Source organism: Sulfitobacter sp. KMM 9851 (assembly GCF_057178245.1).
On sequence record NZ_CM169991.1, the window covers coordinates 1682353 to 1707047 of the forward strand.

Consider the following 24695-nt stretch of genomic DNA (forward strand, 5'->3'; position numbering starts at 1 on the left):
TATCACGGGCAGACTATTCAATCGGCGATTTTAACGCTACGTTTGTCATTCAGCAAACTCTATCAAAAGTTCCCGATAAATGTCCTACCTCGATAACATCCGCACCTTTGTCCGTATTTACGAGCTGGGTAGCATGTCAGCGGCTGCGCGGGACCAGCGGATATCGCCCGCCGTGGCCTCGGCCCGGATCACCCAGCTGGAGGCACATCTGGGGGTGCGGTTGTTTCAGCGCACCACGCGCAGCCTGTCGCCCACGGAACAGGGCACAATTTTCTATGCGGGGGCCTGCAATATTCTCACGTCGGTTGAAGAGGCCGAGGCCGGGATTGACGATGTCACCGAAAACCCGCGGGGGACGCTGCATATCGCGGCCCCCTTAGGTGTCGGACGGCGGTTGATCGCGCCGCATATGATGGAGTTTGGTGCCACCTATCCGCTGGTGGACGTGCGCCTGCGGCTGAGTGACCGTAAACTGGATCTGACCGCCGAAGGATTGGACGTCGCGTTTTTCCTTGGGCGGCCCGAGGATTCGACGCTGCGCATCCGCAAGGTGGCGGAATGTGAACGGGTGCTTTGCGCCAGCCCGGCCTATATCGCGGCACATGGTCACCCCAAGGCGGGCAAGGACATTGACCGCGGCCAGCACAATTGTCTGAACCTGCGCTTTCCGGGGGCAACAGAGTTTCAATGGCAGTTGCAGGGGCCTGAGGGGGCCGTGAAATATGATGTGCGCGGACGGTTTGAAAGCGACGACGGTGATGTTCTGACCGACTGGGCGCTGGCGGGTGCCGGCATCGCGATGAAGCCGCTGTTCGAGGTCGCCGACCATATCCGCAGCGGTGCGTTGGTGCGGGTGGTGGAGGACACGCCCCCCCTGCCCGTGCAGATGGCCTGCCTTTACACCCACCGCCGCCACCAAGACCCCAAGGCCCGGCTGTTCATGGAGTTCATGATCGCGCGGATGGAGGATGCGTTGAAGGCGCGGTGAGGTGTCTGGACATGAGACGTTGCGCGCGCTGTGAGGGCGCGCAGAGGTATTTTTGACTCAAAAAAGTGAAAGAGTGCCGCGCATTAGCTGCCGCGGTAGGTAGAATAGCCGAAGGGCGAGAGCAGCAGGGGCACGTGGTAATGTGCGGCTTCCGACATGCCAAAGCGCAGCGGTACAACATCCAGGAAACGCGGGGTTTCGGGCGGTGTGCCGCAGGCGTCGAGGTAGGCACCGCAGTGGAACAGCAACTCGTAGGTGCCGGTCTGGAAGTCGTCAGCGGGCAGGATTTGTTCATCGGTGCGGCCATCGGCATTGGTGATCAGGCAGCGCAAGTGGGTGCGGGTCTCGCCGTCGATGCGGTAGAGGTCGATCTTGAGCCCTTCGGCCGGGCGCCCCAGTGCCGTGTCGAGGACATGTGTGGTCAAATAGCCGGTCATTGTCACCTCCCGTTGGTATGCTGCCTTGATCGCGCAAGCGTCCCGGCAGGGAAAGCCGAGATTTTACGATAGTCTTTCACAAATTAATTGAAAACAAATCATCATCTTCTGGTCTACTCAGAGCAAGGATAATGGAGGACCCTATGACACGATACCCCCGTGATATGCAGGGATACGGGCAGACACCCCCCGACGCGCAATGGCCCGGTGGTGCCAGGATCGCTGTCCAGCTGGTTCTGAACTACGAAGAAGGCGGCGAAAACAACATCTTGCACGGTGATGCGGGGTCTGAGGCGTTTTTGTCAGAGATCGTGGGCGCTGCGGCATGGCCAGGTCAGCGCCATGCAAACATGGAATCGATTTACGAATATGGCGCGCGCGCGGGGTTCTGGCGGCTGCACCGGTTGCTCAAGGGGGTGCCGATTACCGTCTACGCCGTGGCCACGGCGCTGGCGCGGTCGCCGGTGCAGGTCGCGGCGATGATGGATGCGGGTTGGGAACTCGCCAGTCACGGCCTAAAGTGGATTGAACACAAGGACATGGCCGAAGCGCACGAACGGGCGGCGATTGCTGAGGCGATCCGACTGCACACCGAAGTCACCGGCACCCCGCCGCGTGGGTTCTACTGCGGGCGCAGTTCCGAAAACACGATACGGCTGGCGGCGGAAACCGGGCAATTTTCCTATGTCGCAGACGCCTATGCTGATGATTTGCCCTATTGGATGGAATTTGGGGATACCGATCAGTTGATCGTACCCTACACGCTAGATTGCAACGACATGCGTTTTGCCACGCCGCAGGGGTTTAACGCTGGCGCACAGTTTCTTGACTACCTCAAGGCCAGTTTTGATGCGCTCTACCGCGAAGGTGCCGATGGGGCGGCCAAGATGCTGTCCGTGGGGTTGCATTGCCGCCTCATCGGGCGGCCCGGCCGGGTCGAGGCGCTACGGCAATTTATCGAGTATGCCCAAGGGCATGAAGGGGTCTGGTTTGCCACGCGCGACCAGATTGCGGCGCATTGGGCCGCCACGCATCCGCATCGGCGGCGGGAGCGCCCCAGCACGATGGACCGCGCAACTTTCGTCAGCACATACGGCGGCATCTTTGAACATTCCGCTTGGATTGCCGAAGGGGCATTTGAGTTGGAGCTGGGCGTGGGCCATGATACCGGCGTGGGGCTGCATAATGCGCTGGCGCGGGTGTTCCGCAGCGCCACCGACGGTCAGCGATTGGGCGTGCTGACGGCGCACCCGGATCTGGCGGGCAAGCTGGCGCAGGCCAAGCGCCTGACGGCAGAGAGCACATCCGAACAGGCGGCAGCGGGACTGGATGCGCTGACCGATGCAGAGCGTCAGCGCTTTACCTCGCTAAACGATGCCTATGTCGCAAAACACGGATTCCCATTTATTATCGCAGTGCGGGACCATAACAAGGACGGCATTCTCGCGGCCTTCAAACGGCGCATCGACAACGACCGCGACACCGAGTTTGCCGAAGCCTGCAGTCAGGTGGAGCGCATTGCGATGCTGCGTTTAAAGGATGTCCTGCCATGAGCCGCACGGTGGCAACCAGACCCCTGACAGCAGAAGATTTTGCACCCTTTGGTGACGTTCTGGAAGCAAGGGGCGCACCGGAAAAGCTTATTAATCAAGGGCTTTGCGGGCGGTTTCACGATCGTGCCGCACTTGATTTCAGCGATGGCCGCGCAGGTGTCAGCGTCTTTGACGCAACCCCGCGCACCCTACCCTTTTCCCTTGATATGATGGAGCGGCATCCGCAGGGGTCGCAGGCGTTTATCCCTATGCATCAAAACCCCTATCTGGTGGTCGTGGCGCCAGACGCGGCGGGCAAGCCGGGGACACCTGCGGCGTTTCTGGCGGCACCCGGTCAGGGGGTGAATTTATACCGGAATATTTGGCACGGGGTCTGTTGCCCGCTGGCGGCACCGGGGCTCTTTGCCGTGGTGGACCGCATCGGCAGCGGCACCAATCTGGAGGAACATTGGTTTGACGACCCCTGGGAGGTGACGGGGGAGACATGAGGTAACCCGACCGCAAAGATGCGGCAGGATCACACGGTCATAAGGGAGAGAGACATGACTGATACTTCGCTGGGCACGCCCGAGCAATTGCGCGACCCGAATTATACGCCGGCCCTGGCGCAGGCGGTGCCGCTGGGCATTCAGCATGTGCTGGCGATGTTCGTATCCAACGTGACCCCGGCGATCATCATCGCCGGCGCTGCGGGCTTTGGATTTGGGTCTGACGCGGGCGCCCAGGGGTTTCCCGATATGACCTATCTCATTCAGATGTCGATGCTTTTTGCCGGGATCGCGACCTTGTTTCAGACCATCGGCATGGGACCTGTCGGGGCGCGGTTGCCGATTGTTCAGGGCACTAGTTTTGCCTTTATCCCGATCATGATTCCGCTGGTCGCTGGCAAGGGGGTGGAGGCCCTGCCGGCACTTTTTGGCGGGGTTCTGATTGGCGGGTTGTTTCATACGTTGCTGGGATCGGTGATCGGTAAAATCCGCTTTGCGCTGCCGCCTCTGGTGACGGGATTGGTCGTGACGATGATCGGTCTGGCACTGGTAAAAGTGGGCATTCAATACGCCGCTGGCGGCGTGCCTGCGATTGACCAGCCGGAGTATGGCAGCCTGCTGAACTGGTCCGCCGCGCTGGTGGTCATCTTTGTTACCTTGGGGCTGAAGTTCTTTGCTCGCGGGATGATGTCGGTCTCGGCTGTCGTGATCGGGATTCTTGTGGGCTATGTCTATGCGCTGGCGATGGGGATGGTCACCTTCGACGGCATCGCAGGCAGTTGGAGCCGCTCTGCCGCCTTTGCCTTTCCGGTGCCGTTCAAATACGGGTTCGAATTCAGTCTTGCGGCGGCCGTTGGGTTTTGCCTGATGGCCTTTGTCTCGGCGGTGGAAACCGTCGGCGATGTGTCGGGGATCACCAAGGGGGGCGCCGGACGCGAGGCAACAGACGCCGAGATCACCGGCGCCACCTATGCCGATGGTCTGGGCAGTGCTGTGGCCGGGATTTTTGGTGGATTGCCAAACACTTCGTTCAGTCAGAACGTTGGGCTGATCGCCATGACGGGGGTGATGAGCCGCCATGTGGTGACCATTGGCGCGCTGTTTTTGATCCTCTGCGGACTGGTGCCCAAGGTTGGCGCGGTGATCCGCACGATCCCAATCGAGGTGCTGGGCGGCGGGGTTATCGTGATGTTTGGCATGGTTGTCGCGGCGGGGATTTCGATGCTGTCGGACGTCAACTGGAACCGGCGGAACATGGTGATTTTCGCCATTGCCCTATCGGTGGGTCTGGGGCTGCAACTGGACCCGAAAGCGGTGCAGTATCTGCCCGATACATGGCGCATTCTGATGACATCGGGATTGCTGCCCGCGGCGCTGATCGCGATTGTGCTGAACCTGTTGCTGCCGGAAGAATTGTCCGATGAATCGACCGAGGAAGTGTCGGGTGGGCTGTCGGGTAATGGCAGTGGATCATTGCAAAAACGCGGCTGATGTCGGAGCCTGACGCAAATGATGAGGGGGCGTTCCGCCGGGGCGCCCTTTGCGGTTTTGAGGGCCTGCGCAACGGTCGCTAGGGGCGCGCAACGGCACCGGGGGCGAATCGGCGCTGAATGGCTGGGTTAACGGCGTGTTTTGAGGGGGTTGGGCCTGTCACTTCATGTACACCCGGCGTACACTGGGCGTACACCGATGGATACGGGGCGGCGTGATGCAGGCGTGTTTAACGCAGCACGCGCTGAGGATTGTTAAAAGGTGGTTAAAGGGGGCTCTACAATCGGCCCCTTCCGCGCGCCCGGCCCGTGCAGGATGATTTGCCTGCGCCCTTCCCCATTTCTCGCTTTTTTGAGTCGTAAATACCCTCGGGGGGTCCGGGGGGCTGGCCCCCCGGCTACGTGGCCCCATACTCAGCGCAGCTTCATATGCCGGTTCACATCCTTGTAAAGCAGGTAACGAAACGGTCCCGGCCCGCCGGCATAACAGGCTTGTGGGCAGAAGGCGCGCAGCCACATGAAATCGCCCGCTTCAACCTCGACCCAATCCTGATTGAGCCGATAGACCGCCTTGCCCTCAAGCACGTAAAGCCCGTGTTCCATCACGTGCGTTTCGCAAAACGGGATCACACCACCGGGTTGCAGCGTTACGATCGTCACGTGCATGTCGTGTCTTAGATCGGTCGGATCGACAAAGCGGGTGGTGGCCCAGACACCATTGGTGTCGGGCATCACATTTGGCGCGATGTCCTGTTCGTTCAGCACCAGCGGGTCGGGATGATTCAGGCCCTCGACAGCTTCGTAGGATTTGCGCACCCAGTGGAACCGCGTGACCGCGCCGCTGGTGTTGCGCAGGGTCCAGGGCGCGCCGGCGGGGATATAGGCATAGCTGCCTTCACGCATGTCGTGTTCGGTGCCGTCGATGGTCAGGCTAAAACCACCTTCAACGACAAAGAGCACCCCTTGGGCCTGTGCGTCCAGTTCTGGCCGGTCAGAGCCGCCACCGGGCTGAACCTCCATGATATACTGCGAAAATGTTTCGGCGAAGCCGCTGAGCGGGCGGGCGATGACCCAAAGCCGGGTGCCCTCCCAGAACGGCAAGAAGGAGGTTACGATATCGCGCATCGTGCCTTTGGGCAAAACGGCATAAGCATCGGTAAAGACCGCGCGGTCGGACAGCAGGGTTTTTTGATCCGGGTGGCCGCCCTGGGGGGCGTAGTAGCTGGGGGATGTCATCGGGCGCTCCGTCCTTTTGATGTGGCACTCAGGATGGCCGTAACGGCGCGCCGCGCCAAGATGGCGGATGGCTGAAAGATTGTATCGGAATATTTGATAGTGGATGCGGGACTGACGCTGCCGTGGTGTGGGCTGCGCCGGTGCGGAGGTATTTTTAATCCAAAAAAGGAACGGTGGCACAGTCCGCGGCGCGATTTGGCTAAAACCTAGCGACAATTGCACTGAAATGCCGTGGGTCGGCCCAAGTGTGACCCCGCAGATGCCGCAATCCGCGCGCAGTCTGATGGTTGGGGTAGCCGGATATGGACCCCGGAGGAGGACCGTTCGCATGGTGCAATCGCCACAGCCTGCCCTGCCGCCGCGCCACCTGCAGCTGTTTGAACTGCTGCGGCACGCCAATCAGGGTGCAACTACCACACGCCGACTGGCACGGCCGGGCCACCGCGTGTTGGAACAGGCCACGGCACTGGATATTCAGCAGCGTGCGATTGCGTCGCTAAAGGCCGTGGCCCCCGCGCCTATGCTGGCGGCATCGCCCGATGGCTGGCACCGGGCGATACACGGCATGTTCTGGTGGCGTCAGAAGAACGCGCTCGCATCCAGCCCGATGGTGATGGCGCCGATGACATTCCCGCTGGCCGGATCGGTAACCGCAACCGAAACCTGACCCTGATAGGTTTGGGTGCTTTCATCAAAATCGACCTGGTCGATAAAGACGGTGCCGGCACCTTTCGGGTAGGTATTTTTGAACTTGGCTTCGTCGCCCTGCCAGTAGTCTGAGGTGACGGCGCTGGCGGCGACGTTGAGGCCATGATTGTCCATGATGAACACTTCAGTGATGCGTCCGCCTGATGCGGCGACCTGTTGTTTGAGGAAATCCGCGACCGGGGCCGAGAGCACCGCATCGACCAGCGGTCGGTTTGCGGTGCCGACCTGGGCGCGCCACTCCTTGTCCCTCGCGTCGATATCGGCCTGGGTGAGAGCGCTGTGCGCGGTGTTCTGGGCAATGATGGCGTCGACGATCTGGGCGTCATTGACCCAGGTAAGAATATCGCTGTCGACATAGGCGGACATCGCTGGCGGCGCTTCGGCAGCGATGAGAGAGGTGGCGGCGATCAGTGGCAGGGCAGTCAGCAGGTGTTTCAGCATCGAGGGTGTCCTTTGTGGCTGGTCACCCCCCGGCGTGGGCGGTGAAAACTAGCGGCACCCTAGAATGTCATTCTTAACAGGCTCTAAATGCTGTCGTCAGACCCTTTGAACCCTGTTGCCACCACGAATTTCTCTGATGAATCCTGTCGGCTGGCCGGGGGTTTGATGTTGGCCACTTTGGTAAAGCGCTGTTTGAGTAGTTTTTGCAGATCACCCTCGGCGCCGCCGGCGAGTACCTTGGCGACAAAGGTGCCGCCTTCCTCCAAAACGTCAAAGGCGAAATAGGCAGCGGCCTCGCACAGCGCGATGATGCGCAGGTGGTCGGTTTGTTTGTGCCCCGAGGCAGAGGCGGCCATGTCGGACATGACCACATCGGCCTTGCCGCCCAGCCATTCCTTGACCTTGAGATCGGCGTCGTCTTCCATAAAGTCGAGCTGATGCAGTTCGCAGCCGGCAATCGGCTCCATTTCTTGCAGGTCAACGCCAAGGATCGTGCCGACCGCCTTGCCGCCGCGTTCCGCCAGTACGTTGCAGCGTTTGACCGCGACCTGACACCAGCCGCCGGGGGCGCAGCCCAGATCAACGATGCGGGCACCGGGGACAAGAAAGCGGAACTTATCGTCCAATTCCAGTATTTTATAGGCCGCGCGCCCACGATAGCCTTCGGCCTTGGCGCGTTTCACGTAAGGGTCGTTCAACTGGCGCTGCAACCAGCGGGTCGAGCTGAGTTTGCGGCCGCGGGCCGATTTCACTTTGACCTTGAGGTCGCGTTGTCCGCGCCCGGATGTGTTTTTTCCGTCCGGTATCTTGGCCATCAAAAGGTCCCTTCTTCCAATACGCCATCGGCGCTCATTTGGGCGTATAGCAGCCCTTCGCGCAGACCGCGATCAGCAACTGACAGTCTGTCGGTCGGCCAGCATCGCATGAGTGCTTGCAGGATGGCGGCCCCCGACATGATCAGCGCCGAGCGGTCCTGCCCGATGCGCGGATCGGCGCGACGCCCCCCCGGCCCCATCGCGAGATAGGAGTGGATCACCTTGTCGATCTGCTGGCTGGTCATGCGCAGCCCGTCAACTTTGGTTCGGTCATAGCGTTTGAGGTTGAGGTGGCTGGCCGCCACGGTGGTGACCGTGCCCGAGGTGCCAACGATCTGGAACCGCTTTTTCGACTGGATCGACTGATAGGGCGTGAAATCGGTGAGGTTTTCCTCAAAGAACCAGCTCATCAGGGCAAAACGGGCGGCGTCGTCTTCGACGTCGGAGAATTGATCGCGCAGGGTGGCGACGCCAAGCGGTACGGAAATCCAATCCACCACGCGGGCGGCGGGGATATCGGTGATTGCCTGTTTGAAGCCGCCGTGCAGGCGCATGATGGATTGGGCGCGGTCGGCCATCGGCACATGGGCGATGTCGATCCAGACCAGTTCGGTCGAGCCGCCGCCGATGTCGACCACCAGCAGGTTTTCGGTTTTGCGGCTGACCAGCGGGGCGCAGGAAATCACGGCAAGCTGGGCTTCTTCCTCGGGGCGGATGATGTCGAGCCGCAGACCGGTTTCGCGGTGAATGCGGTTCATGAATTCTTCGCCGTTGAGCGCGCGGCGGCAGGCCTCGGTGGCGACCAGCCGCATGTTGCGGACTTTGTTGCGGCGGAGTTTCTGCTGGCAGATGCGCAGCGCCTGAATGGTGCGCGCCATTGATCCGCGCGACAAACGCCCGGTTTTTTCTAAACCGGCGCCAAGCTGGACCGATTTCGAAAAACTGTCCACCACATGAAAACCGCTGCCACGAGGCTGGGCGATCAACATGCGGCAGCTATTTGTACCCAGATCAAGGGCCGCATAAAGCTCGTTTGATCTGGGCGGAACTGGCGCGGGGCTCAGAGCCGGTATCTTGTCCTTATCGAGCGCACCCGCACCTTTGGGACGCTGTGGCGCCATGGGTTGCGCCTTTCATATCGAGTTGCCCCCAAGGTATTCGCCCTGCCCTCCCGGCGCAAGTGGTCGCGTTGGATTGGCGGTATTTGGGCGGCAATCAGCGGGGGTAACTGCGGGTCACCTCACTATCATCTTGAGAATTATGAAGCCGCGCTGCCCTCGTTCCGGGCCGGGCGATGCGCTATGACCGACGCCAAGTCGCGGATGGGACGTGTTTCGTCGAAAAACGTCACCGATCCCTGCACGGCTGCCGTTAGACAGGCTCAAACCGGATCAGAGGAATCAGCCCATGCCCGATGTTACGATAGTTTACTGGCGCGATATTCCTGCACAGGTGATCGTGGGCAAAGGGCGCCGTGCGTCCAAGCGGCAATTGGCAGAACGTTTTGAACAGGCGATTGACCGCGCTGCGATGAAAACCGGCTCGGGCGACACCGACGCGTATCTGGCGGAGTGGCGCAAAGCCGAACCCGTCGAGATGGAAGGTGACGCTGACGCCATCGCGGATGCGGAGGCCGCGCGGCTTGACGCAGAGTACGACCGCGACCGGCTCAAGACACTGATCAACAACGACGGGTGGGCGTGATCCGCTCCACTCCCTTTATATCTGGCCCTGCCTCACATGATTAAGGACACGCTCATGGCTTTGCTGAATTTCCGCAAGAAAGAGACCCCTGCCCCTCAGGCCCCCACAGCCGAGGTCGAGGCGTTTCTCAAGGATTTTTCGATAGAGGTGATGCCACGCACCGCCGAGAAAGTTGAGGATTTTCGTGATCTGCTGCCAGAAGGTACGCGCGTTTATATTGCCCATATCGAAGGGACGCCGATCGAAGATATGGTTGCCACTGCGGCGCGGTTGAACGCTGGCGGCTATAAGGTGATGCCGCATTTCCCGGCGCGCATCATCAAGGATCGGGCCACGCTGGCCAATTGGATCGCCATGTATCAGGGCGAAGCGGATGTGAAACAGGCGTTGCTGCTGGCCGGTGGCGTGGCCACGCCGCATGGAGATTTCAGCGATTCCATGCAGTTGATGGAAACCGGGTTGTTTGACGAGGCCGGATTTGAGCGGCTGCACGTCGCAGGCCACCCCGAGGGGAACCGCGACATTGACACTGACGGCCAGCGCCTGAAGGTCGATGCGGCGCTGAAGTGGAAAAACGAGTTTCAAACCCGCACAGACGCCGAGATGGCAATTGCCACACAGTTTGCCTTTGAGGCGCAGCCGATCATCGAATGGGCCGACAGCCTGAAATACGCAGGCATCACCCTGCCGATCCACATCGGCATTGCCGGGCCTGCCAAATTGCAGACGCTAATCAAGTTTGCCATCGCCTGCGGTGTCGGCCCGTCGCTGAAGGTGCTGCAAAAGCGCGCGATGGATGTGACCAAGCTGCTGTTGCCCTATGAGCCGACAGATGTGATTACTGCGCTTGCCGCGCATAAGGCGCTAAACCCCGATTTTAACATCAGCCATGTGCATTTCTTCCCGCTGGGGGGGATCAAGACCAATGCCACATGGGCCCAAGACAACGGCGGCACCTCTGCCGTGCCCGCAAACGCAGCCTGAAGGACCAAGTTACATGACCAGAACCGTCGTCGAATCCAAAACCAAAACCGCGATCATCGGCTTTGACCAGCCGTTTTGCGTGATTGGGGAGCGGATCAACCCCACCGGCCGCAAGATCCTGTCCGAAGAGTTGGAGCGCGGTGATTTCAGCCGTGTCGAGGCGGATGCGATTGCACAGGTTGCTGCGGGTGCCACGATTCTGGACGTGAATTCGGGCGCGGTGTTTTCCAACAAGATGGGCGAAGACCCGCGCTATGCCGACAACAACTTTGTCGAGCCGATGCTGATGCCAGAGCTGATCAAAGTGGTGCAATCGGTGGTCGATGCGCCGATTTGCATCGACAGTTCTGTGCCCGGCGCGCTGGAGGCGGGTCTTGAGGCCTGCGAGGGTCGACCGCTGCTGAATTCGGTCACGGGCGAAGAAGAACGGCTGGAACTGGTGCTACCGCTGGTCAAAAAATACAACGTGCCGGTGGTGGCGATTTCCAACGATGACACTGGGATTTCCGAAGACCCCGATGTGCGGTTCAACGTGGCCAAAAAGATCGTCGAGCGCGCGGCAGATTTCGGCATTCCAGCGCATGACATCGTGGTTGATCCGCTGGTGATGCCGATCGGCGCGATGGCGACAGCCGGGCATCAGGTGTTTACGCTGGTGCGGCGTCTGCGCGAGGAATTGGGCGTGAACACGACCTGCGGCGCGTCAAACATCAGTTTTGGCCTGCCCAACCGCCACGGCATCAACAATGCGTTTTTGCCTATGGCGATGGGGGCCGGGATGACCTCGGCGATCATGAACCCGGTGGCGGTGCCGCTGAACGCGGTCAAGATTGCGGAAAAGCGTGCTGAAATCCTGGCGGCAGGGATTATTCTGCCCGAGGAAATGGACGACGAAACTTTCCTGACGCTGTTCAACCTTGGATCGACCCAGGCGCGCGCGGGCAAGGAAATGGAAGCCATCCGCGCCGCCAACTTTCTGTTTGACCGCGACCCCCATGGCACCGAATGGATCAAGTTCAACAAGGTGGTGCCAAAGGCAGGCCACGAGGGCCGCGGGCGCGCAGGCCGCGTGGGTGGCCGCCGCCGCGGCTGATACCCGCTGACATGTTTCCAGACCGGGGATCTGGAAAACGGTCTTCAGACAGTGACCCAAGACAGTGACCCCAGACATCGACCTCGCCCAGAAATGGGCGGGGTCTTTTTCGTTATGGGGGGATTGGGTGAAATTCCACGCCAACGGCCGATCAAGGTAACGCAGAATTAACGCTCCGCCCTTTAGAACAGCAACAACACCTGTCTGAACCCGGAGGGCCGCTGCGTTGTATATTTTTATTTCATGCCTCAGGCCCCTCCGATGACGGAGGTGATCATGCTCGAAGGCAAGCTGGATCTATCTGCGGTGTCAGACCTTTACGCAAAGTTGTCCGGGGTCACGGATGCGGTGACAATGGTGGATATGCACAAGGTTACCCACCTGGGTGCATTGGCAATGCAGGTACTGATCGCCGCGGCGCAGGCAACACGCGGCAGCGGTAAAACATTCACCCTCAGAAACACGTCAGACCGGGTTTTGGCCCAGATGGCGGCGATGGGCATGACCCCCGAAATGATAGCGGAGACGCGTTGATGACTTTGGAAATTCTGGCGGTCGATGACAGCCGTACGATGCGTGATATGATCCGGCTGGCGCTGCTGCCTGCGGGTTTTACCGTACATACCGCTGATGATGGGGTCCACGGGGTTGAGGTGCTTGATGGCATCGAACCGGATGCGATCATCACCGATATCAACATGCCGCGCATGGATGGGTTTGGATTTATCGACGCGGTGCGCGGCCAGGACAAGCACCGCGCTACGCCCATCCTAGTGCTGACCACCGAAGCCGCGCCCGAACTCAAGGCCCGCGCCCGCGAAGCCGGGGCAACCGGTTGGATCGTGAAACCTTTTGACCCCAACAAGCTGGTCAAGGCCCTGCAGATGGTCACCGGATAAGGAGCGCCGACGTGAGCACCGAAAATGATCCAATGGCCGAAATCCGGGCCTCCTTTTTCATCGAATGTGAGGAATTGCTGGAGGCGTTGCAGGACGGGCTACAGACGATGGACGATGGGGAGGACGACTCTGAGACCATCAACGTCGTGTTCCGCGCGGTGCATTCGATCAAGGGCGGCGCCGGGGCGTTTGGTCTGGAGGGGCTTGTCCGGTTTGCGCATCGGTTTGAAACCGTGCTGGACGAAATCCGGGCAGGTCGGATGCACGCCGACGCTGACGCGCTGAAGATCTTTTTTCAATGCGCCGATCACCTATCTGATCTTGTGCGGATCAGCCGCGATGGGGGGGACCTGCCGACCGAAGAAACTGCCGATCTGCTGACCCGCCTTGATGCGCTTTTGGGCGATGACGCCCCGGCGGAGGATGAACCCGAAGCGGACATCGAATTTCAGCCGATGGGGCTGGCGCTGGATTTGGCCCCACTGGATGACGCAGATCCGGGCGATCTGACCGATCTGCCGGACCTTGATGATCTGCCGCCGCTTCCCGATCTTTCTGCGCTAGACCAGGATGCCGCTACTACCTTTGTGATCCATTTTACCCCGCTGGCCGAAATGTTCGAGACCGGCAATGAGCCTTTCATGTTGCTGCGCAACCTGCAGGAACTGGGCGAAACCAAGGTTGTCTGTGACACGTCGCAGATACCGCCCTTTGAGAGTCTCGCCCCGGACCTGCCGCATCTGAGTTGGACAGTTCACCTTAAAACAATGGCGCAAGCGGCCGAAATCACTTCTGTTTTTGAATTTGTCGAAGGGCTTTGCACCCTGCGCATCAGCACAGAGGAGGGCGACGTCGTGGACGACGGTGCCGACTTTCGGCCTCTTCCTCCCCTGAGTGATGCAGAATCAAGTGAAGAGAGCGCCGCCGGTGAGGAGGCCGCCGAAGGCCTGACGCCGGAGCTGGCACCTGCCGCAGATCCCGTGGCCCCGGCCCAGTCGCAGCCAGCCACGGCCGCCAACAACACATCTGCCAAAGTGCCGCAGCCCGCGCCCCAAACCGCGGCAAAACCACCAGCGAAACCCGGCCCATCCACAAGCGCGGCGCCCGCTGCCAAAGGCGTGGTGCGGGTTGATCTGGACCGGATTGAACGGCTGGTGAACTTGGTCGGCGAATTGGTGATCAATCAGGCGATGCTTAGCCAGAGCTTAGAACAATCGGGCCTGTCGCCCCATTCTGACGCGATGAACGGATTGGAAGAATTCCAGCGCCTCACCCGGGATATCCAGGATTCGGTGATGATGATCCGCGCGCAGCCGGTTAAATCGCTGTTTCAGCGGATGTCGCGCATTGTTCGGGAATCGTCTGCTGCGGTGGAAAAAGACGTGCGCCTGCATACCGAGGGTGAGTCGACAGAAGTCGACAAAACCGTGATCGAACGGCTGGCCGACCCGCTGACTCATATGATTCGAAATGCCGTCGATCATGGCTTGGAGACCGCCCAAGACCGTGTCGCAGCCGGGAAGCCGCCGCAAGGCCGCGTGAACCTGAGCGCGGCACACCGCTCGGGCCGGGTGGTGATCGAAATTTCCGATGACGGTGCCGGGATCAACCGCCCCAGGGTGCAGCAGATCGCCATCGACAAGGGTCTGATCGCCGCCGATGCACAGCTGAGCGACAGTGAAATTGACAACCTGTTGTTCTTGCCGGGGTTTTCTACCGCCTCTGTGGTGTCTGATCTGTCCGGTCGCGGGGTCGGCATGGACGTGGTGCGCACCGCGATCCAGGCCCTTGGCGGGCGGATCACCACCACTTCGGTGCCAGGCCAGGGTACGACATTTTCCATCTCGCTACCGCTGACCCTGGCGGTGCTGGATGGCATGGTGGTGCAGGTCGCGCAGGAAACGCTGGTTCTGCCGCTGAACCTTGTGATCGAAACGCTGACGCTGGAACGCGGTGACGTCGAGATGGTACGGCCCGGGCACAATGTGGTGCGGGTGCGTGGCGGGTTTGTGCCGCTTTTTGATCTGGGTGTCGAACTGGGCTATCGCGCGCCGCTGCGGGATTTTGCCGGGTCGGTTGTGCTGCTGATCGCGCATGAGGACGGCTCGCGCGCCGCGCTTGTCATCGACAATATCCTTGATCAGCGACAGGTCGTAATCAAGGGGCTGGACGATAGTTTTTACCGCGCACCCGGCATTGCTGCAGCGACGATCCTTGGTGATGGCCAGATCGCGCTGATCCTTGATCCCTCTGACATCATTACCAATGCGATGCAGAACCCGGCGCAGACCCCAATTGCAATCGAAGCAGGAGTTTCGGCATGAGCGATAAAGACAGTCCCACCACCATTGAACTTTTGACCTTCCGGCTCGCGGATCAGGAGTATTCGCTGGATATCATGTCTGTGCGCGAGATCCGCGGCTGGACACGGGCGACGCCCCTGCCCCACGCTCCGCGCTATATGAAAGGTGTGATCAATCTGCGCGGTACCGTATTGCCGGTGATGGATCTGGGCGAACGACTGGGCCTGCCACCGCGCGAACAAAGCGACCGAAATGTCATTATCGTGGTCAAACACGAGGATGCTATGACGGGGCTGTTGGTGGACGCGGTGTCGGATATCATCGCGCTGACCGCGGATGATCTGCAACCGCCGCCGGACATGTCGGGCGGCAATGCGGCGGGTGTCGTCAGCGCGCTGACGTTGATCGACGAACGCATGATCCGCGTGCTTGACCTCGCCGCCACCATCAGCCTGTCCGAAAGCATTGCCGCATGACACTGAGCGATCGCGCCCCATTGACCCTTGATGCCGTCAGCTTTCGCGAGATTGCCGATTTGGCCTACCGTGAAAGTGGGCTGACGCTGGTCGAAGAAAAGGCGATGATGATCCAGTCGCGGCTGCGCCACAGGTTGCGGGCCCTGGGGCTAACGGATTTTGGTCAATATAGTGCTTATGTCAGCTCGGACGCCGGGCGTGACGAGCGCAAGCAACTGATCTCTGCCCTGACGACGAATGTTTCGCATTTTTTCCGCGAAAGCCATCATTTTGACAGTCTGAAAGAGATGCTGGATGCGCGCCTGCCCAATCTGCGGGCGGGCGGGCGGATGCGGATCTGGTCCGCAGGCTGTTCGAACGGCCAGGAAGCACTGTCAGCTGCGGTGGCGCTGCTGGATCACTGCCCCGAGGTGAGCAGGCTAAACCTGCGTATCCTTGCGACGGACATCGACCCCAAGGTGGTCGAATTTGCCCGCCAGGGGCGCTATGATACGCGGCTGACCGATGGCATCCCCAAGGCCCTGATCAACCAATATTTCGACGCGGATACCGAGGGAGCCGACACGGTGTTCAGCCCAAAATCGCTGGTGCGCAACATGATCAGCTTTAACGAGCTGAACCTGCTGGCCGACTGGCCGATGAAGGGCCGCTTTGACGTGATATTCTGTCGAAACGTTGTCATCTACTTTGATTTGGCCACACAGAACGCCCTCTGGCCGCGCTTTCATAGTCTATTGGCGCCGGACGGTGTCTTGTTTCTCGGCCACTCTGAACGGATTGCCGACCCTGCGGCCTTCGGCTTTGTCTGTACCGGCCCCACGACCTATCGGCATACCGCCCACTGACCCCCCCCGCGTCCGCCCGGGTTCGGACCAACAGCAAGGAAAAAGAAAATGGCATTGCGCGATCAAATTCGGATCATGGTGGTGGACGATATGTCGACCAGCCGGGGCCTTATCACGCAGGCTCTCGATGCTTTCGGGGTGCGCAGTGTGGCCACGGCAGAGAACGGCAAACAGGCACTTCAGGCCCTCGCGACGCGGCCGGTGCATCTGGTGATTTCTGATTACAACATGCCAGAGATGGATGGGCTGCAATTGCTGCATTACCTGCGTGCCTCGCCCAAGACCAAGGGCGTGGGTTTTGTGTTGGTCACCGGGCGGGCCGAGCAGCAGATAATTGATCATGGCAAGAAGCTGGGCATGAATAACTACCTGAAGAAGCCGTTTCAGGCAGAGGAATTGCGCAATTGTATCGAAGCGGTCGTTGGCCGTCTTTGATGTCTGCCCTACCGCCCTTACCCTGCCTGCTGACGCTCGAGGAATTGATGAAGCGCCTGTCAGGGCATCTGGATGGACTGGCGTCTGAGGTGCACCGCGTCGAGCATGCGATCGGCGAAGACATGTTTCCGTCACAGGTGATTGGTGGGGCGGCTATTACACAACTTCAAAGCCTTGATTACCTGCGCCAATCGCTGGAAGATCTCGCGCTGCTGACGCATTTTCTGGGGCAGAATGATGTCGAGGGTGATGGTCGGTCCGGCTGGCAAGACCCGTCGCGGGTCAGTGGACAGCTACGTCTGCACAGCACGCGCGCCCTGTTTGGCGCGGCACGTCAGGACAGTGGTGCCCGAGCCACTGGTGTCGTGGGAGAGGTCGATCTGTTCTGATTGGACAACGCCAGCGCAGATCGTGATTCTGCCACAGAGGCTCCGCCCTTTTGACCCATAGACAGACGGTGCAGTCGGCTGCGCCACATCTTGTGGTTTGTTCGTTCTTGCCGCCGCAAATACATATTTTTCAAGGTGATGTTAAGGCTGTGCGCAGCGGGCCATAGGGCGCCTGATCCCTGCGTTAGAACAGCTCCAGCCCGTTTCCGACGGGTACGACGGGGCGCGCGACGCGCGGTTCTGCGACCGTTTCATGGCGCGTGATTTTCTGGCGTGCCGCGCCGGTACTGGGCCAGAACAACAATTGCCGCGCGGAGGTGCCGCCAAGCGATTGCGCCACACATTCGATGCCTTCGCGTGCCAGAAATTCAATGGTAAAGGTGCAGTTTGTTGCCCCGATGACTGACAGGCCCGATACCATCTGTGCGCCGCCAAAGGCCTTGGCCAAAAGCCGGTCCCGCCGCGCGCCAAGTTTGAGCAGATCATTGATCAGCAATTCCATGGCGTTGACACCTGCCATATCGCAATGCCCATTGGCCTGCGTGGAGTTGGTGAGCAACATGTGGTTCATCCCGCCAACCCCGACCAAAGGATCCCACAGGCAGCAGGCCACACAGGAGCCCAGCAAAGTCGAAATTGCTATATCCGGGTCAGCAGAGACCGAATGTTCTCCTTGGGTGATGACGACGCGATTTTCGGTCATGACAGGCTCCGTCTTGCGCGGGCGGAATGATTTAGAACCGCAGTGTTTACCGCGTGACCGATGGCGGTAAGAGGCAATTGGTGGTCGATTGCGCCGATCTCCCACGCCGCTTTGGGCATGCCGTAGACGACGCTGCTGGCGGCGTCCTGACCGATGGTCAGCGCGCCCGAACGGTGCAGCAGTTCCATGCCCTCGGACCCGTCGCGGCCCAGCCCCGTGAGGATGACCGCGATTACGTCATGGCCAAAGGGGGCTGCGGACGAAAACAGGGAATCGACCGAAGGGCAATGCAGCGCACGTTCGGTATTGGGGCGCAGTTGCGCCTGCCAGATGTTGTTGCGCCGTGTCAGTTCGGTCTGTTGCCCCAACGCCGGCGCGAGGCGGACCTGGCCACGGCCAAGCGGCGTCTGATTGTCGGCCAAGCGCACATCCTGCGGTAACGTCCGGTCCAGCATCTGGGAAAAACTGATCAGGAAGTTCGCTGGCATATGCTGTACCACCAGCACAGGTGGGCCATCGGGGGCCATGTCCGCCAGCACGGTTGCGAGCGCGGTAACGCCGCCCGTGGAGGCGCCAATGAGCACGATCGGTTCGGCAATGCCGTTTGCATATTGCGGTGAGGCCCGGACAACGGATGGCCTGGGTGGCGCGCTATGGGTCCGGCTGCAGGCGGCCGAAAACACCCTGCGGGCGATATCGTGACATGTGGCCGGATTGGACGCAGACATTGGTTTCACGATGCAATCGACCGCACCAAGCGACAGTGCCCGGATCGCTGCCGCTGACCCGCGTGGGGTTGTGCCCGACACCATTACAACCGGCATGGGCCGCAGTGCCATCAACCGGGCAAGAAAATCCAGCCCGCTCATCCCCGGCATTTCGATGTCGAGCGTCAGCACGTCCGGCTGGGTTTCCTTGATCACCTGACGCGCCTGTACGGCGTCTGACGCTTCGCCCACCACGCAGAGCCGCGAATCCTGTTTCAGGATGCTGCGCAACCACAGACGGATGCTGCGGGAGTCGTCGACAATGACCACGCGTTTAACAACTGGGGCATCGGGGGGCGCGGCCTGGAAGGACGAAGAATAGTCCGTCATCGGGCGCAATTGCGCCTGTCACGCTCTGCCAGAGCATCTCTGCCGTGTCGCGCGGTCAGCATATGCCGCTGTCTCCTTTGCTGCCGGTTCCGGGCCGTCGCCTCCTCTATGCGACAGAGCCGTAAACGCGGGATTAAGGAGCGCCGGGTGGATGTAGAATTTTTGACCGGATGCCAGAAGTTCTGCCGCTAACGAAGGCGGCATCGGGCGGATGATATGGGGAGAGTGGTGAACCCAGCTGGATTCGAACCAGCGACCTCTGCCTTCGGAGGGCAGCGCTCTATCCAGCTGAGCTATGGGTCCACTGCGGGCGGGTATAGACAGCCTGTAGCACGGCTGCAATCGGAAATCTTGTTGGTCTGTCAGGCAAAAAGATCATGGGCCAATTCAAGGGCATCAACAAGCACGTCGACCTCTGCCTGCGTGTTGTAGAGGCCAAAGGACGCGCGGCAGGTGGCGGAGACGCCAAAATGGGCCATCAGGGGCGCGGCACAGTGGTGGCCCGCGCGCACGGCGACGCCTTTCTTGTCCAGAATGGTCGAAATATCATGGGCATGCGCCGCACCGTCCAGCGTAAAGCTGAAGATCGCGGCCTTGTCAGCTGTGGTGCCTTGTATCTGCAACCAGTTCAGCCCGCCAAGACGCGTGACGGCGTAATCGCGCAGGGCGTCTTCGTGGGCGGCGATGTTGTGCATGCCGAGGTCCATCATGTAGTCGAGCGCCACGCCCATGCCGATGGTCTGCACGATGCCGGGGGTCCCGGCCTCGAACTTCATCGGCGGATCATTGTAGGTAACGCTGTCTTTGGTGACTTCGCGGATCATGTCGCCGCCGCCGAAAAACGGGCGCATCTCGGCCATGCGGTCGGCCTTGATATAGATCGCGCCAGATCCGGAGGGCCCGTAGAGCTTGTGCCCGGTGATGGCATAGAAATCGCAGCCCAGATCAGCAACGTCCACCGGCATATGCACCGACGCCTGCGAGCCATCTACAAGGACGGGAACGCCCTTGGCATGGGCGGCGGCGGTGATGGTTTTTACATCAACTTTGGTGCCCAAGACATTGGAAAGATGGGTTATCGCAACGAGTTTGGTCTTTGGCCCGATGGCGTCGATCACGGCCTGCGGATCAAGCGCGCCGGTGCTGTCGACATCAACCCATTTCAGCACGACACCTTGGCGTTCGCGCAGGAAGTGCCAAGGCACGATATTGGCGTGGTGCTCCATCACGCTGAGCACGATTTCGTCGCCTGCCTGCATCCGCGGCATGGCCCAGCCATAGGCGACGGTATTGATCCCCATTGTGGTGCCTGTGTTCAGGACAATCTCGTCCTCCGAGGCGGCATTGAGGAACCGCGCGACCGTGGCGCGGACACCTTCGTACTTGTCCGTTGCTAGATTAGAAAGGTAGTGCAAGCCCCTATGAACGTTGGAGTATTCCATCGAGTAGGCTTGGGTGATCGCGTCGATCACCACCTGTGGCTTTTGCGCAGAGGCACCGTTGTCGAGATAGGTGAGCGGCTTGCCGTTGACCTGTCTTGACAGAATAGGGAACTGCGCCCGGATTGCGTCGACATCATACATTGTTCACTACTCCTTGGGCGGCTAGCCCAATCAATGTCAGCAGAATTCCCAGTCCCAGCACCAGCCCGACGGCTGACAGGAAGAGGACGGCGCCTGCGTGCAACAGGCTGGGCAGGGCAAGCACCTGCGCGATAAAGCTGAGCAATATCCACAGGCCCCAGATTGAGGCGGCGACGGACAGCAACAGGGCCAGCGGCGGCACCAGAATGGTCAGTACCAGCACACCGATCTGCGCCAGCGTACGCAGCAGTTGTAGCCAGACGATCACGCTGAGCATGGCGTTAAGCGAGCCCTGCCCGCCGATCGCCAGCCCGGCCCAGTAAATCGCATGAACATAGACCACCATCAGCCCGGCAAGCAGCACGAACATCACCAGCGGTGCACCAAAATAATGCGGCAACGCGATGCTCGGGGGCGCGATGGTAATCAGCAGATAAATGACCAAAGTATTGACTGCCGCCACCAGCATCAGCGCGGTCCAGAGCGCGTCACGGCTTAGCGGGAATTGCACCACGGCATCTGCGGCGATGCGGGGCTGCATCAACGTGGTGCGCGCCAGTGGAAAGAGTGCGGAAACCATGCCCCTAGCCCTGCTCAGCCGAGAGTAAGCCGCTGACCCAGAACCAGAAAAACACGGCCAGCCAGAGCGCACCGATGATCTGTGCCTGCACGCCCGGCCCGATAAAGCCGAGCACCAGACCCAGCAAGAGAAGCAAGGGAGCGCTGGCCAGCAGCGACCAGACCAGCGTCAGTCGGATGGCATAGCCGCTGATCTGGCGTCTTGCGACACGCGACAGACCCCAGACCAGCGCGGCAAAGAGATAGAGCACCAGCGGCATGACAAAGACCCAGAAAAACGCGCTCCAGTACTGGCGCACGGCCAGCGGGCCGTCCGGGTCCAGATGGGCGGCGCGGGCCTGGTAGGGCGACATGGCGACAAAGATCAGCACGCCCGCCATCAGAGCGAACATCAGCACACGCACTTCGTTGCGGCCCTGTGCCAGCAGGGTCTGCATCACCCTTCCGGGGCCACGGTAGGTCGCCAATATGTCGCTGCTGACCGCCATCAGTCGCGACGCCGATCAAGCCAGGCCGCCAAGCGGCCGTTGATTTCCTCGCGCAGGTCCTCGGCGGCGATTTCTTCGACCGCTTCAGCAAGGAAGGCCAGTGTCAACAGATCGGTCGCTTCAGATTTGGTCACACCGCGCGCACGAAGGTAGAACAGCCCGTCTTCGTCGATCGCGCCGGAGGTGGACCCGTGCGAGCAGATCACATCGTCGGCGTAGATCTCAAGCTCGGGCTTGGCCAGAAACTGGCTGTCGCCGTCCAGCAGCAGCGATTGACTGATCTGGTAGCCATCGGTCTTTTGCGCCCCTGCCTTGACCAGAATTTTGCCCTGGAACACACCGGTGGCCCCATTGCGCAGCACCTTTTTGAACACCTGACGGCTTTCGCAGTTCACCGCATCATGGGTGACAAAAACCGTGTCGTCGTGGTGAAAATCGCCATCCCCGACACAGGCGCCGGCCACGTGGGCCGAGGCATCGTCGCCCGTCAGTTCGATCACACATTCGTTGCGCGTCATCCGGCCGTTGACCGTGACAGTGAAGGATTTGAACTGCGATTCCGTGCCAAGGCGGGCAAAGATATGCGTGGCGGCGCGGCGTTCGTGGTCGCGGCCCTGGGCGCGGACATGGTGGAACCGCGCCCGATCGGCGACATCAACTTCCATCACCTTGTTAAAGCGCGCGGCAGCGGGACCGTTTTCCAGCAGGGTCATTTCGGCCCCGGCATCCAGCTTGATCACATGGTGTAGCATCGCGTCAGAAGTATCGGATTCGTGGCGATAAATCAGATTGACGGGTTTGCTGGGCGTGCCCGTGACATGGATCAGCACGCCATCGTGGGCAAAGGCTGTGTTCAGGGTGGCCAGCGGGCGGGCAACCGGGGTCTGACCGCGGGTTTCCAGCGCGCCATACAGATCGCGCGCCCAGTGCAGGTCGCTGTCGGCAGCGGCGAGGCGTTCGATGCTGATCCCTTCAAGCGTCAGATCGTCGGAGGCGGCTGCGTCAAACACCCCGTCGACAAAGACGATTTTCAGCCGATCGACCGCGTCGAACAGCGGCGCCTCGTCGTGCGTCAGAACGGCGGCGGGCTGGGCCTCGGGCTGGATCAGGCTGTCGGGCCGGGTGAATTTCCAGTATTCGTCGCGCCGTTCGGGCAGTCCCATGGTGCGCAAGCGTGACAGCGCGTCGGCGCGCGCGGGCGCCGACCAGCCGCCCTGGGGCAGGCTGTGCCGTGCGATCATCGCCTCGGTCGGGGTCTGTTTCAGTGTTGCCTGGGCCATTATACCACCTCGGCGAGGATATCGGTGTAGCCGTTGTTTTCCACCTCAAGCGCCAGTTCCGGCCCGCCGGTTTTGACGATGCGACCATCGGCCATGATGTGAACCACATCCGGTTTGATGTGATCAAGAAGACGCTGGTAGTGGGTGATGACCAGAAAACCGCGACCTTCGGAGCGCAGGGCGTTCACGCCCTCTGAGACCAGTTTCATCGCGTCCACGTCAAGCCCGCTGTCGGTCTCGTCGAGGATGCACATTTTGGGTTCAAGCATGGCCATCTGCAAGATTTCATTGCGCTTTTTCTCGCCGCCGGAAAAGCCCATGTTGACCGGGCGTTTCAGCATTTCGGCGTCGATTTTTAGGTCTTTGGCGCGGGCGCGGATCACCTTGAGGAACTCGGCCGCCGACATTTCGTCTTCGCCACGTGCCTTGCGCTGCGCGTTCACTGCGGTGCGCAGGAAGGTCATATTACCCACACCCGGAATTTCTACCGGGTACTGGAACGCTAAAAAGAGGCCGGCTGCGGCACGTTCTTCGGGCTCCATGTCGAGCAGATCATTACCTTCAAGCGTGGCGCTGCCTTCGGTGACTTCGTAGCCGCCCTTGCCAGACAGCACATAGCTTAGCGTGGATTTGCCCGAACCGTTGGGCCCCATGATCGCGTGTACCTTGCCGGCTTCGACCTCAAGGTTGACGCCTTTGAGGATCTGCTTGTCCTCTTCTTCGAGTTTCACGTGCAGGTTTTTGATGCTCAGCATGTCGGTCTCCTTCTGGCGCAGGGCTGCGCCGCAATGACAGTATATTTTTGGAATGAACAGGCCCCGCTAAGGGCCTTGGTGATGGGGTGGCTCATGCGGGCCCCCGTTCGGCGCACAGATACGCCGGGAAAGAGGTGCGCAGCGCGACACGGCAGGCGTCGATGCCATCCTGATACGGCAGCGCGCGGCCTGTGGGTTTGGGCGCCGTTGCAATCTGGTCCAGCGTGATTGGCAGGCGCATGGCGCGGCCAACTGAGGCGGCGTAGTCGTAAAACTTCAGCCACCCCTGCCCGTCGGGTGCGACCCATGTGTTGGGCACGCCGTAGGCGTCAGCGGTGATCAGCCCGTGCAACGACGAGGCAAAGATATGCGCGCAGGCGGCGATCTGGGCGCAGACCAGTTCGGCCGGGTTGCGCGGGTCGATCAGCACATAGGCGTCATCCGCGTCAATCAGCGCCAACAGCGCCGGATCATCGGCCAGCGTGTGGTGCGGCACGATGCCGATCACGTCGCTGGGGTCTTCCTCGGCGGGCAATACGTCGTTGACCAGCAGACCAGGATCGCCAAATTCGGTCGTTTCGATATTCAACAGAGCAGCGGTGATCGGCCCGCGCAGCAGCGCGATGTCGATGTTATCAAGGAATTTGAAGCCCGCAGGCGGGTGTAGCAGGCCACTGCCCCAGATCACCGGCTTGGCCCCGTCGCGCGGGTGATGAAAGCTGCGCCGCACCACCTGCATGAGAGACCCAAGCGCAAAGACATCCGCGGTATCCGCCTTGGCATGTTTGACGACACGCCCCGACACATGCGCCAGCAGCAGCGGGCTGAGCGCGTCGCCGAAATTCGGCTTGGCCTTCCACCAGTGCAGACGCAGGGGGGCCGTATAGGGGGCGGTATTGGTCATATGCTGTGCGTTTCAGTGCATC

General features: G+C 60.6%; 28 protein-coding genes and 1 tRNA gene. 15 read left to right on the top strand and 14 right to left on the bottom strand.

What is annotated here, in order from left to right:
- Positions 1 to 79 precede the first annotated feature (79 nt).
- Positions 80 to 988 (top strand): LysR family transcriptional regulator, encoded by a 909-nt coding sequence (locus AC1965_RS08270; protein WP_483886803.1) that lies wholly within the window; start codon positions 80 to 82, stop codon positions 986 to 988.
- A gap of 83 nt (positions 989 to 1071) precedes the next feature.
- On the opposite strand, the gene uraH is transcribed toward AC1965_RS08270, so the two are convergent.
- Complete coding sequence (uraH, locus tag AC1965_RS08275) at positions 1072 to 1425, bottom strand: hydroxyisourate hydrolase (protein ID WP_483886804.1); 354 nt, start codon at positions 1423 to 1425, stop codon at positions 1072 to 1074.
- A 143-nt stretch (positions 1426 to 1568) separates the two neighbouring features.
- On the opposite strand from uraH, the gene puuE reads away from it, so the two are divergent.
- From puuE to AC1965_RS08290, 3 genes are read left to right on the top strand one after another with little or no spacing between them, the layout of a single operon-like run.
- Positions 1569 to 2978 (top strand): allantoinase PuuE, encoded by a 1410-nt coding sequence (gene puuE, locus AC1965_RS08280; protein ID WP_483886805.1) that lies wholly within the window; start codon positions 1569 to 1571, stop codon positions 2976 to 2978.
- Positions 2975 to 3466 carry an ureidoglycolate lyase gene (locus AC1965_RS08285; protein ID WP_483886806.1) on the top strand — a complete coding sequence of 164 codons (492 nt, stop codon included), beginning with the start codon at positions 2975 to 2977 and terminating at the stop codon, positions 3464 to 3466. The genes puuE and AC1965_RS08285 overlap by 4 nt, the downstream gene beginning before the upstream one ends.
- Before the next feature lie 54 nt (positions 3467 to 3520).
- The gene (locus tag AC1965_RS08290; RefSeq protein ID WP_483886807.1) at positions 3521 to 4957 is read left to right on the top strand and encodes a uracil-xanthine permease family protein; all 1437 of its coding nucleotides are present in this window, start codon (positions 3521 to 3523) and stop codon (positions 4955 to 4957) included.
- Between the two features lie 413 nt (positions 4958 to 5370).
- Here AC1965_RS08290 and AC1965_RS08295 read toward each other — a convergent pair whose 3' ends face one another.
- The gene (locus AC1965_RS08295; protein WP_483886808.1) at positions 5371 to 6192 is read right to left on the bottom strand and encodes a bifunctional allantoicase/(S)-ureidoglycine aminohydrolase; all 822 of its coding nucleotides are present in this window, start codon (positions 6190 to 6192) and stop codon (positions 5371 to 5373) included.
- A 328-nt stretch (positions 6193 to 6520) separates the two neighbouring features.
- On the opposite strand from AC1965_RS08295, the gene AC1965_RS08300 reads away from it, so the two are divergent.
- On the top strand, positions 6521 to 6859 hold the full coding sequence (locus tag AC1965_RS08300; protein ID WP_483886809.1) for a hypothetical protein: 339 nt from the start codon (positions 6521 to 6523) through the stop codon (positions 6857 to 6859).
- Here AC1965_RS08300 and AC1965_RS08305 read toward each other — a convergent pair.
- The 3 genes from AC1965_RS08305 to AC1965_RS08315 form a co-directional block, all read right to left on the bottom strand.
- Positions 6772 to 7341, bottom strand: coding sequence for a hypothetical protein (locus tag AC1965_RS08305; RefSeq protein WP_483886810.1), 570 nt, complete (start codon positions 7339 to 7341; stop codon positions 6772 to 6774). The genes AC1965_RS08300 and AC1965_RS08305 overlap by 88 nt on opposite strands.
- 83 nt (positions 7342 to 7424) lie before the next feature.
- The gene (locus AC1965_RS08310; RefSeq protein ID WP_483886811.1) at positions 7425 to 8156 is read right to left on the bottom strand and encodes an RlmE family RNA methyltransferase; all 732 of its coding nucleotides are present in this window, start codon (positions 8154 to 8156) and stop codon (positions 7425 to 7427) included.
- Positions 8156 to 9277: a Ppx/GppA phosphatase family protein gene (locus AC1965_RS08315; RefSeq protein WP_483886812.1), complete on the bottom strand. Its 1122-nt coding sequence runs from the start codon at positions 9275 to 9277 to the stop codon at positions 8156 to 8158. The genes AC1965_RS08310 and AC1965_RS08315 overlap by 1 nt, the downstream gene beginning before the upstream one ends.
- Before the next feature lie 286 nt (positions 9278 to 9563).
- Between AC1965_RS08315 and AC1965_RS08320 the strand changes: the two genes are divergently transcribed.
- From AC1965_RS08320 to AC1965_RS08365, 10 genes are all read left to right on the top strand, one after another.
- A complete protein-coding gene (locus AC1965_RS08320; protein WP_483886813.1) occupies positions 9564 to 9860 on the top strand; it encodes a virulence factor in 297 nt (98 codons plus the stop codon).
- Between the two features lie 54 nt (positions 9861 to 9914).
- Positions 9915 to 10844 (top strand): methylenetetrahydrofolate reductase, encoded by a 930-nt coding sequence (locus AC1965_RS08325; RefSeq protein WP_483886814.1) that lies wholly within the window; start codon positions 9915 to 9917, stop codon positions 10842 to 10844.
- Positions 10845 to 10857: 13 nt separating this feature from the next.
- Positions 10858 to 11937 carry a methyltetrahydrofolate cobalamin methyltransferase gene (locus tag AC1965_RS08330; protein ID WP_483886815.1) on the top strand — a complete coding sequence of 360 codons (1080 nt, stop codon included), beginning with the start codon at positions 10858 to 10860 and terminating at the stop codon, positions 11935 to 11937.
- A 261-nt stretch (positions 11938 to 12198) separates the two neighbouring features.
- Positions 12199 to 12471 (top strand): STAS domain-containing protein, encoded by a 273-nt coding sequence (locus AC1965_RS08335; RefSeq protein ID WP_483886816.1) that lies wholly within the window; start codon positions 12199 to 12201, stop codon positions 12469 to 12471.
- On the top strand, positions 12471 to 12836 hold the full coding sequence (locus AC1965_RS08340) for a response regulator (protein WP_483886817.1): 366 nt from the start codon (positions 12471 to 12473) through the stop codon (positions 12834 to 12836). The genes AC1965_RS08335 and AC1965_RS08340 overlap by 1 nt, the downstream gene beginning before the upstream one ends.
- A 32-nt stretch (positions 12837 to 12868) precedes the next feature.
- A complete protein-coding gene (locus AC1965_RS08345) occupies positions 12869 to 15160 on the top strand; it encodes a chemotaxis protein CheA (RefSeq protein WP_483887009.1) in 2292 nt (763 codons plus the stop codon).
- Positions 15157 to 15615 (top strand): chemotaxis protein CheW, encoded by a 459-nt coding sequence (locus tag AC1965_RS08350; RefSeq protein ID WP_483886818.1) that lies wholly within the window; start codon positions 15157 to 15159, stop codon positions 15613 to 15615. The genes AC1965_RS08345 and AC1965_RS08350 overlap by 4 nt, the downstream gene beginning before the upstream one ends.
- Entirely contained in the window at positions 15612 to 16460 is an 849-nt protein-coding gene (locus tag AC1965_RS08355; RefSeq protein ID WP_483886819.1) for a CheR family methyltransferase, read from the top strand. Before AC1965_RS08350 ends, AC1965_RS08355 begins: the two co-directional genes overlap by 4 nt.
- Positions 16461 to 16508: 48 nt before the next feature.
- Positions 16509 to 16895: a response regulator gene (locus tag AC1965_RS08360; protein ID WP_483886820.1), complete on the top strand. Its 387-nt coding sequence runs from the start codon at positions 16509 to 16511 to the stop codon at positions 16893 to 16895.
- Complete coding sequence (locus AC1965_RS08365; protein WP_483886821.1) at positions 16895 to 17284, top strand: hypothetical protein; 390 nt, start codon at positions 16895 to 16897, stop codon at positions 17282 to 17284. The genes AC1965_RS08360 and AC1965_RS08365 overlap by 1 nt, the downstream gene beginning before the upstream one ends.
- 184 nt (positions 17285 to 17468) lie before the next feature.
- On the opposite strand, the gene AC1965_RS08370 is transcribed toward AC1965_RS08365, so the two are convergent.
- From AC1965_RS08370 to AC1965_RS08410, 9 genes are all read right to left on the bottom strand, one after another.
- Positions 17469 to 17987, bottom strand: coding sequence for a chemotaxis protein CheD (locus tag AC1965_RS08370; RefSeq protein ID WP_483886822.1), 519 nt, complete (start codon positions 17985 to 17987; stop codon positions 17469 to 17471).
- Positions 17984 to 19084, bottom strand: coding sequence for a chemotaxis-specific protein-glutamate methyltransferase CheB (cheB, locus tag AC1965_RS08375; RefSeq protein ID WP_483886823.1), 1101 nt, complete (start codon positions 19082 to 19084; stop codon positions 17984 to 17986). The genes AC1965_RS08370 and cheB overlap by 4 nt, the downstream gene beginning before the upstream one ends.
- Positions 19085 to 19310: 226 nt before the next feature.
- Positions 19311 to 19387 (bottom strand) — tRNA-Arg (locus AC1965_RS08380).
- A gap of 59 nt (positions 19388 to 19446) precedes the next feature.
- Entirely contained in the window at positions 19447 to 20667 is a 1221-nt protein-coding gene (locus tag AC1965_RS08385; protein ID WP_483886824.1) for a cysteine desulfurase, read from the bottom strand.
- On the bottom strand, positions 20660 to 21247 hold the full coding sequence (locus AC1965_RS08390) for a YIP1 family protein (RefSeq protein ID WP_483886825.1): 588 nt from the start codon (positions 21245 to 21247) through the stop codon (positions 20660 to 20662). Before AC1965_RS08390 ends, AC1965_RS08385 begins: the two co-directional genes overlap by 8 nt.
- 4 nt (positions 21248 to 21251) lie before the next feature.
- Entirely contained in the window at positions 21252 to 21734 is a 483-nt protein-coding gene (locus AC1965_RS08395) for a YIP1 family protein (protein WP_483886826.1), read from the bottom strand.
- The gene (locus AC1965_RS08400; protein WP_483886827.1) at positions 21734 to 23014 is read right to left on the bottom strand and encodes a SufB/SufD family protein; all 1281 of its coding nucleotides are present in this window, start codon (positions 23012 to 23014) and stop codon (positions 21734 to 21736) included. Before AC1965_RS08400 ends, AC1965_RS08395 begins: the two co-directional genes overlap by 1 nt.
- Positions 23014 to 23769 (bottom strand): Fe-S cluster assembly ATPase SufC, encoded by a 756-nt coding sequence (gene sufC, locus AC1965_RS08405; protein ID WP_483886828.1) that lies wholly within the window; start codon positions 23767 to 23769, stop codon positions 23014 to 23016. Before sufC ends, AC1965_RS08400 begins: the two co-directional genes overlap by 1 nt.
- A 91-nt stretch (positions 23770 to 23860) precedes the next feature.
- Positions 23861 to 24673: a polysaccharide pyruvyl transferase family protein gene (locus AC1965_RS08410; protein WP_483886829.1), complete on the bottom strand. Its 813-nt coding sequence runs from the start codon at positions 24671 to 24673 to the stop codon at positions 23861 to 23863.
- Between the last annotated feature and the right edge of the window lie 22 nt (positions 24674 to 24695).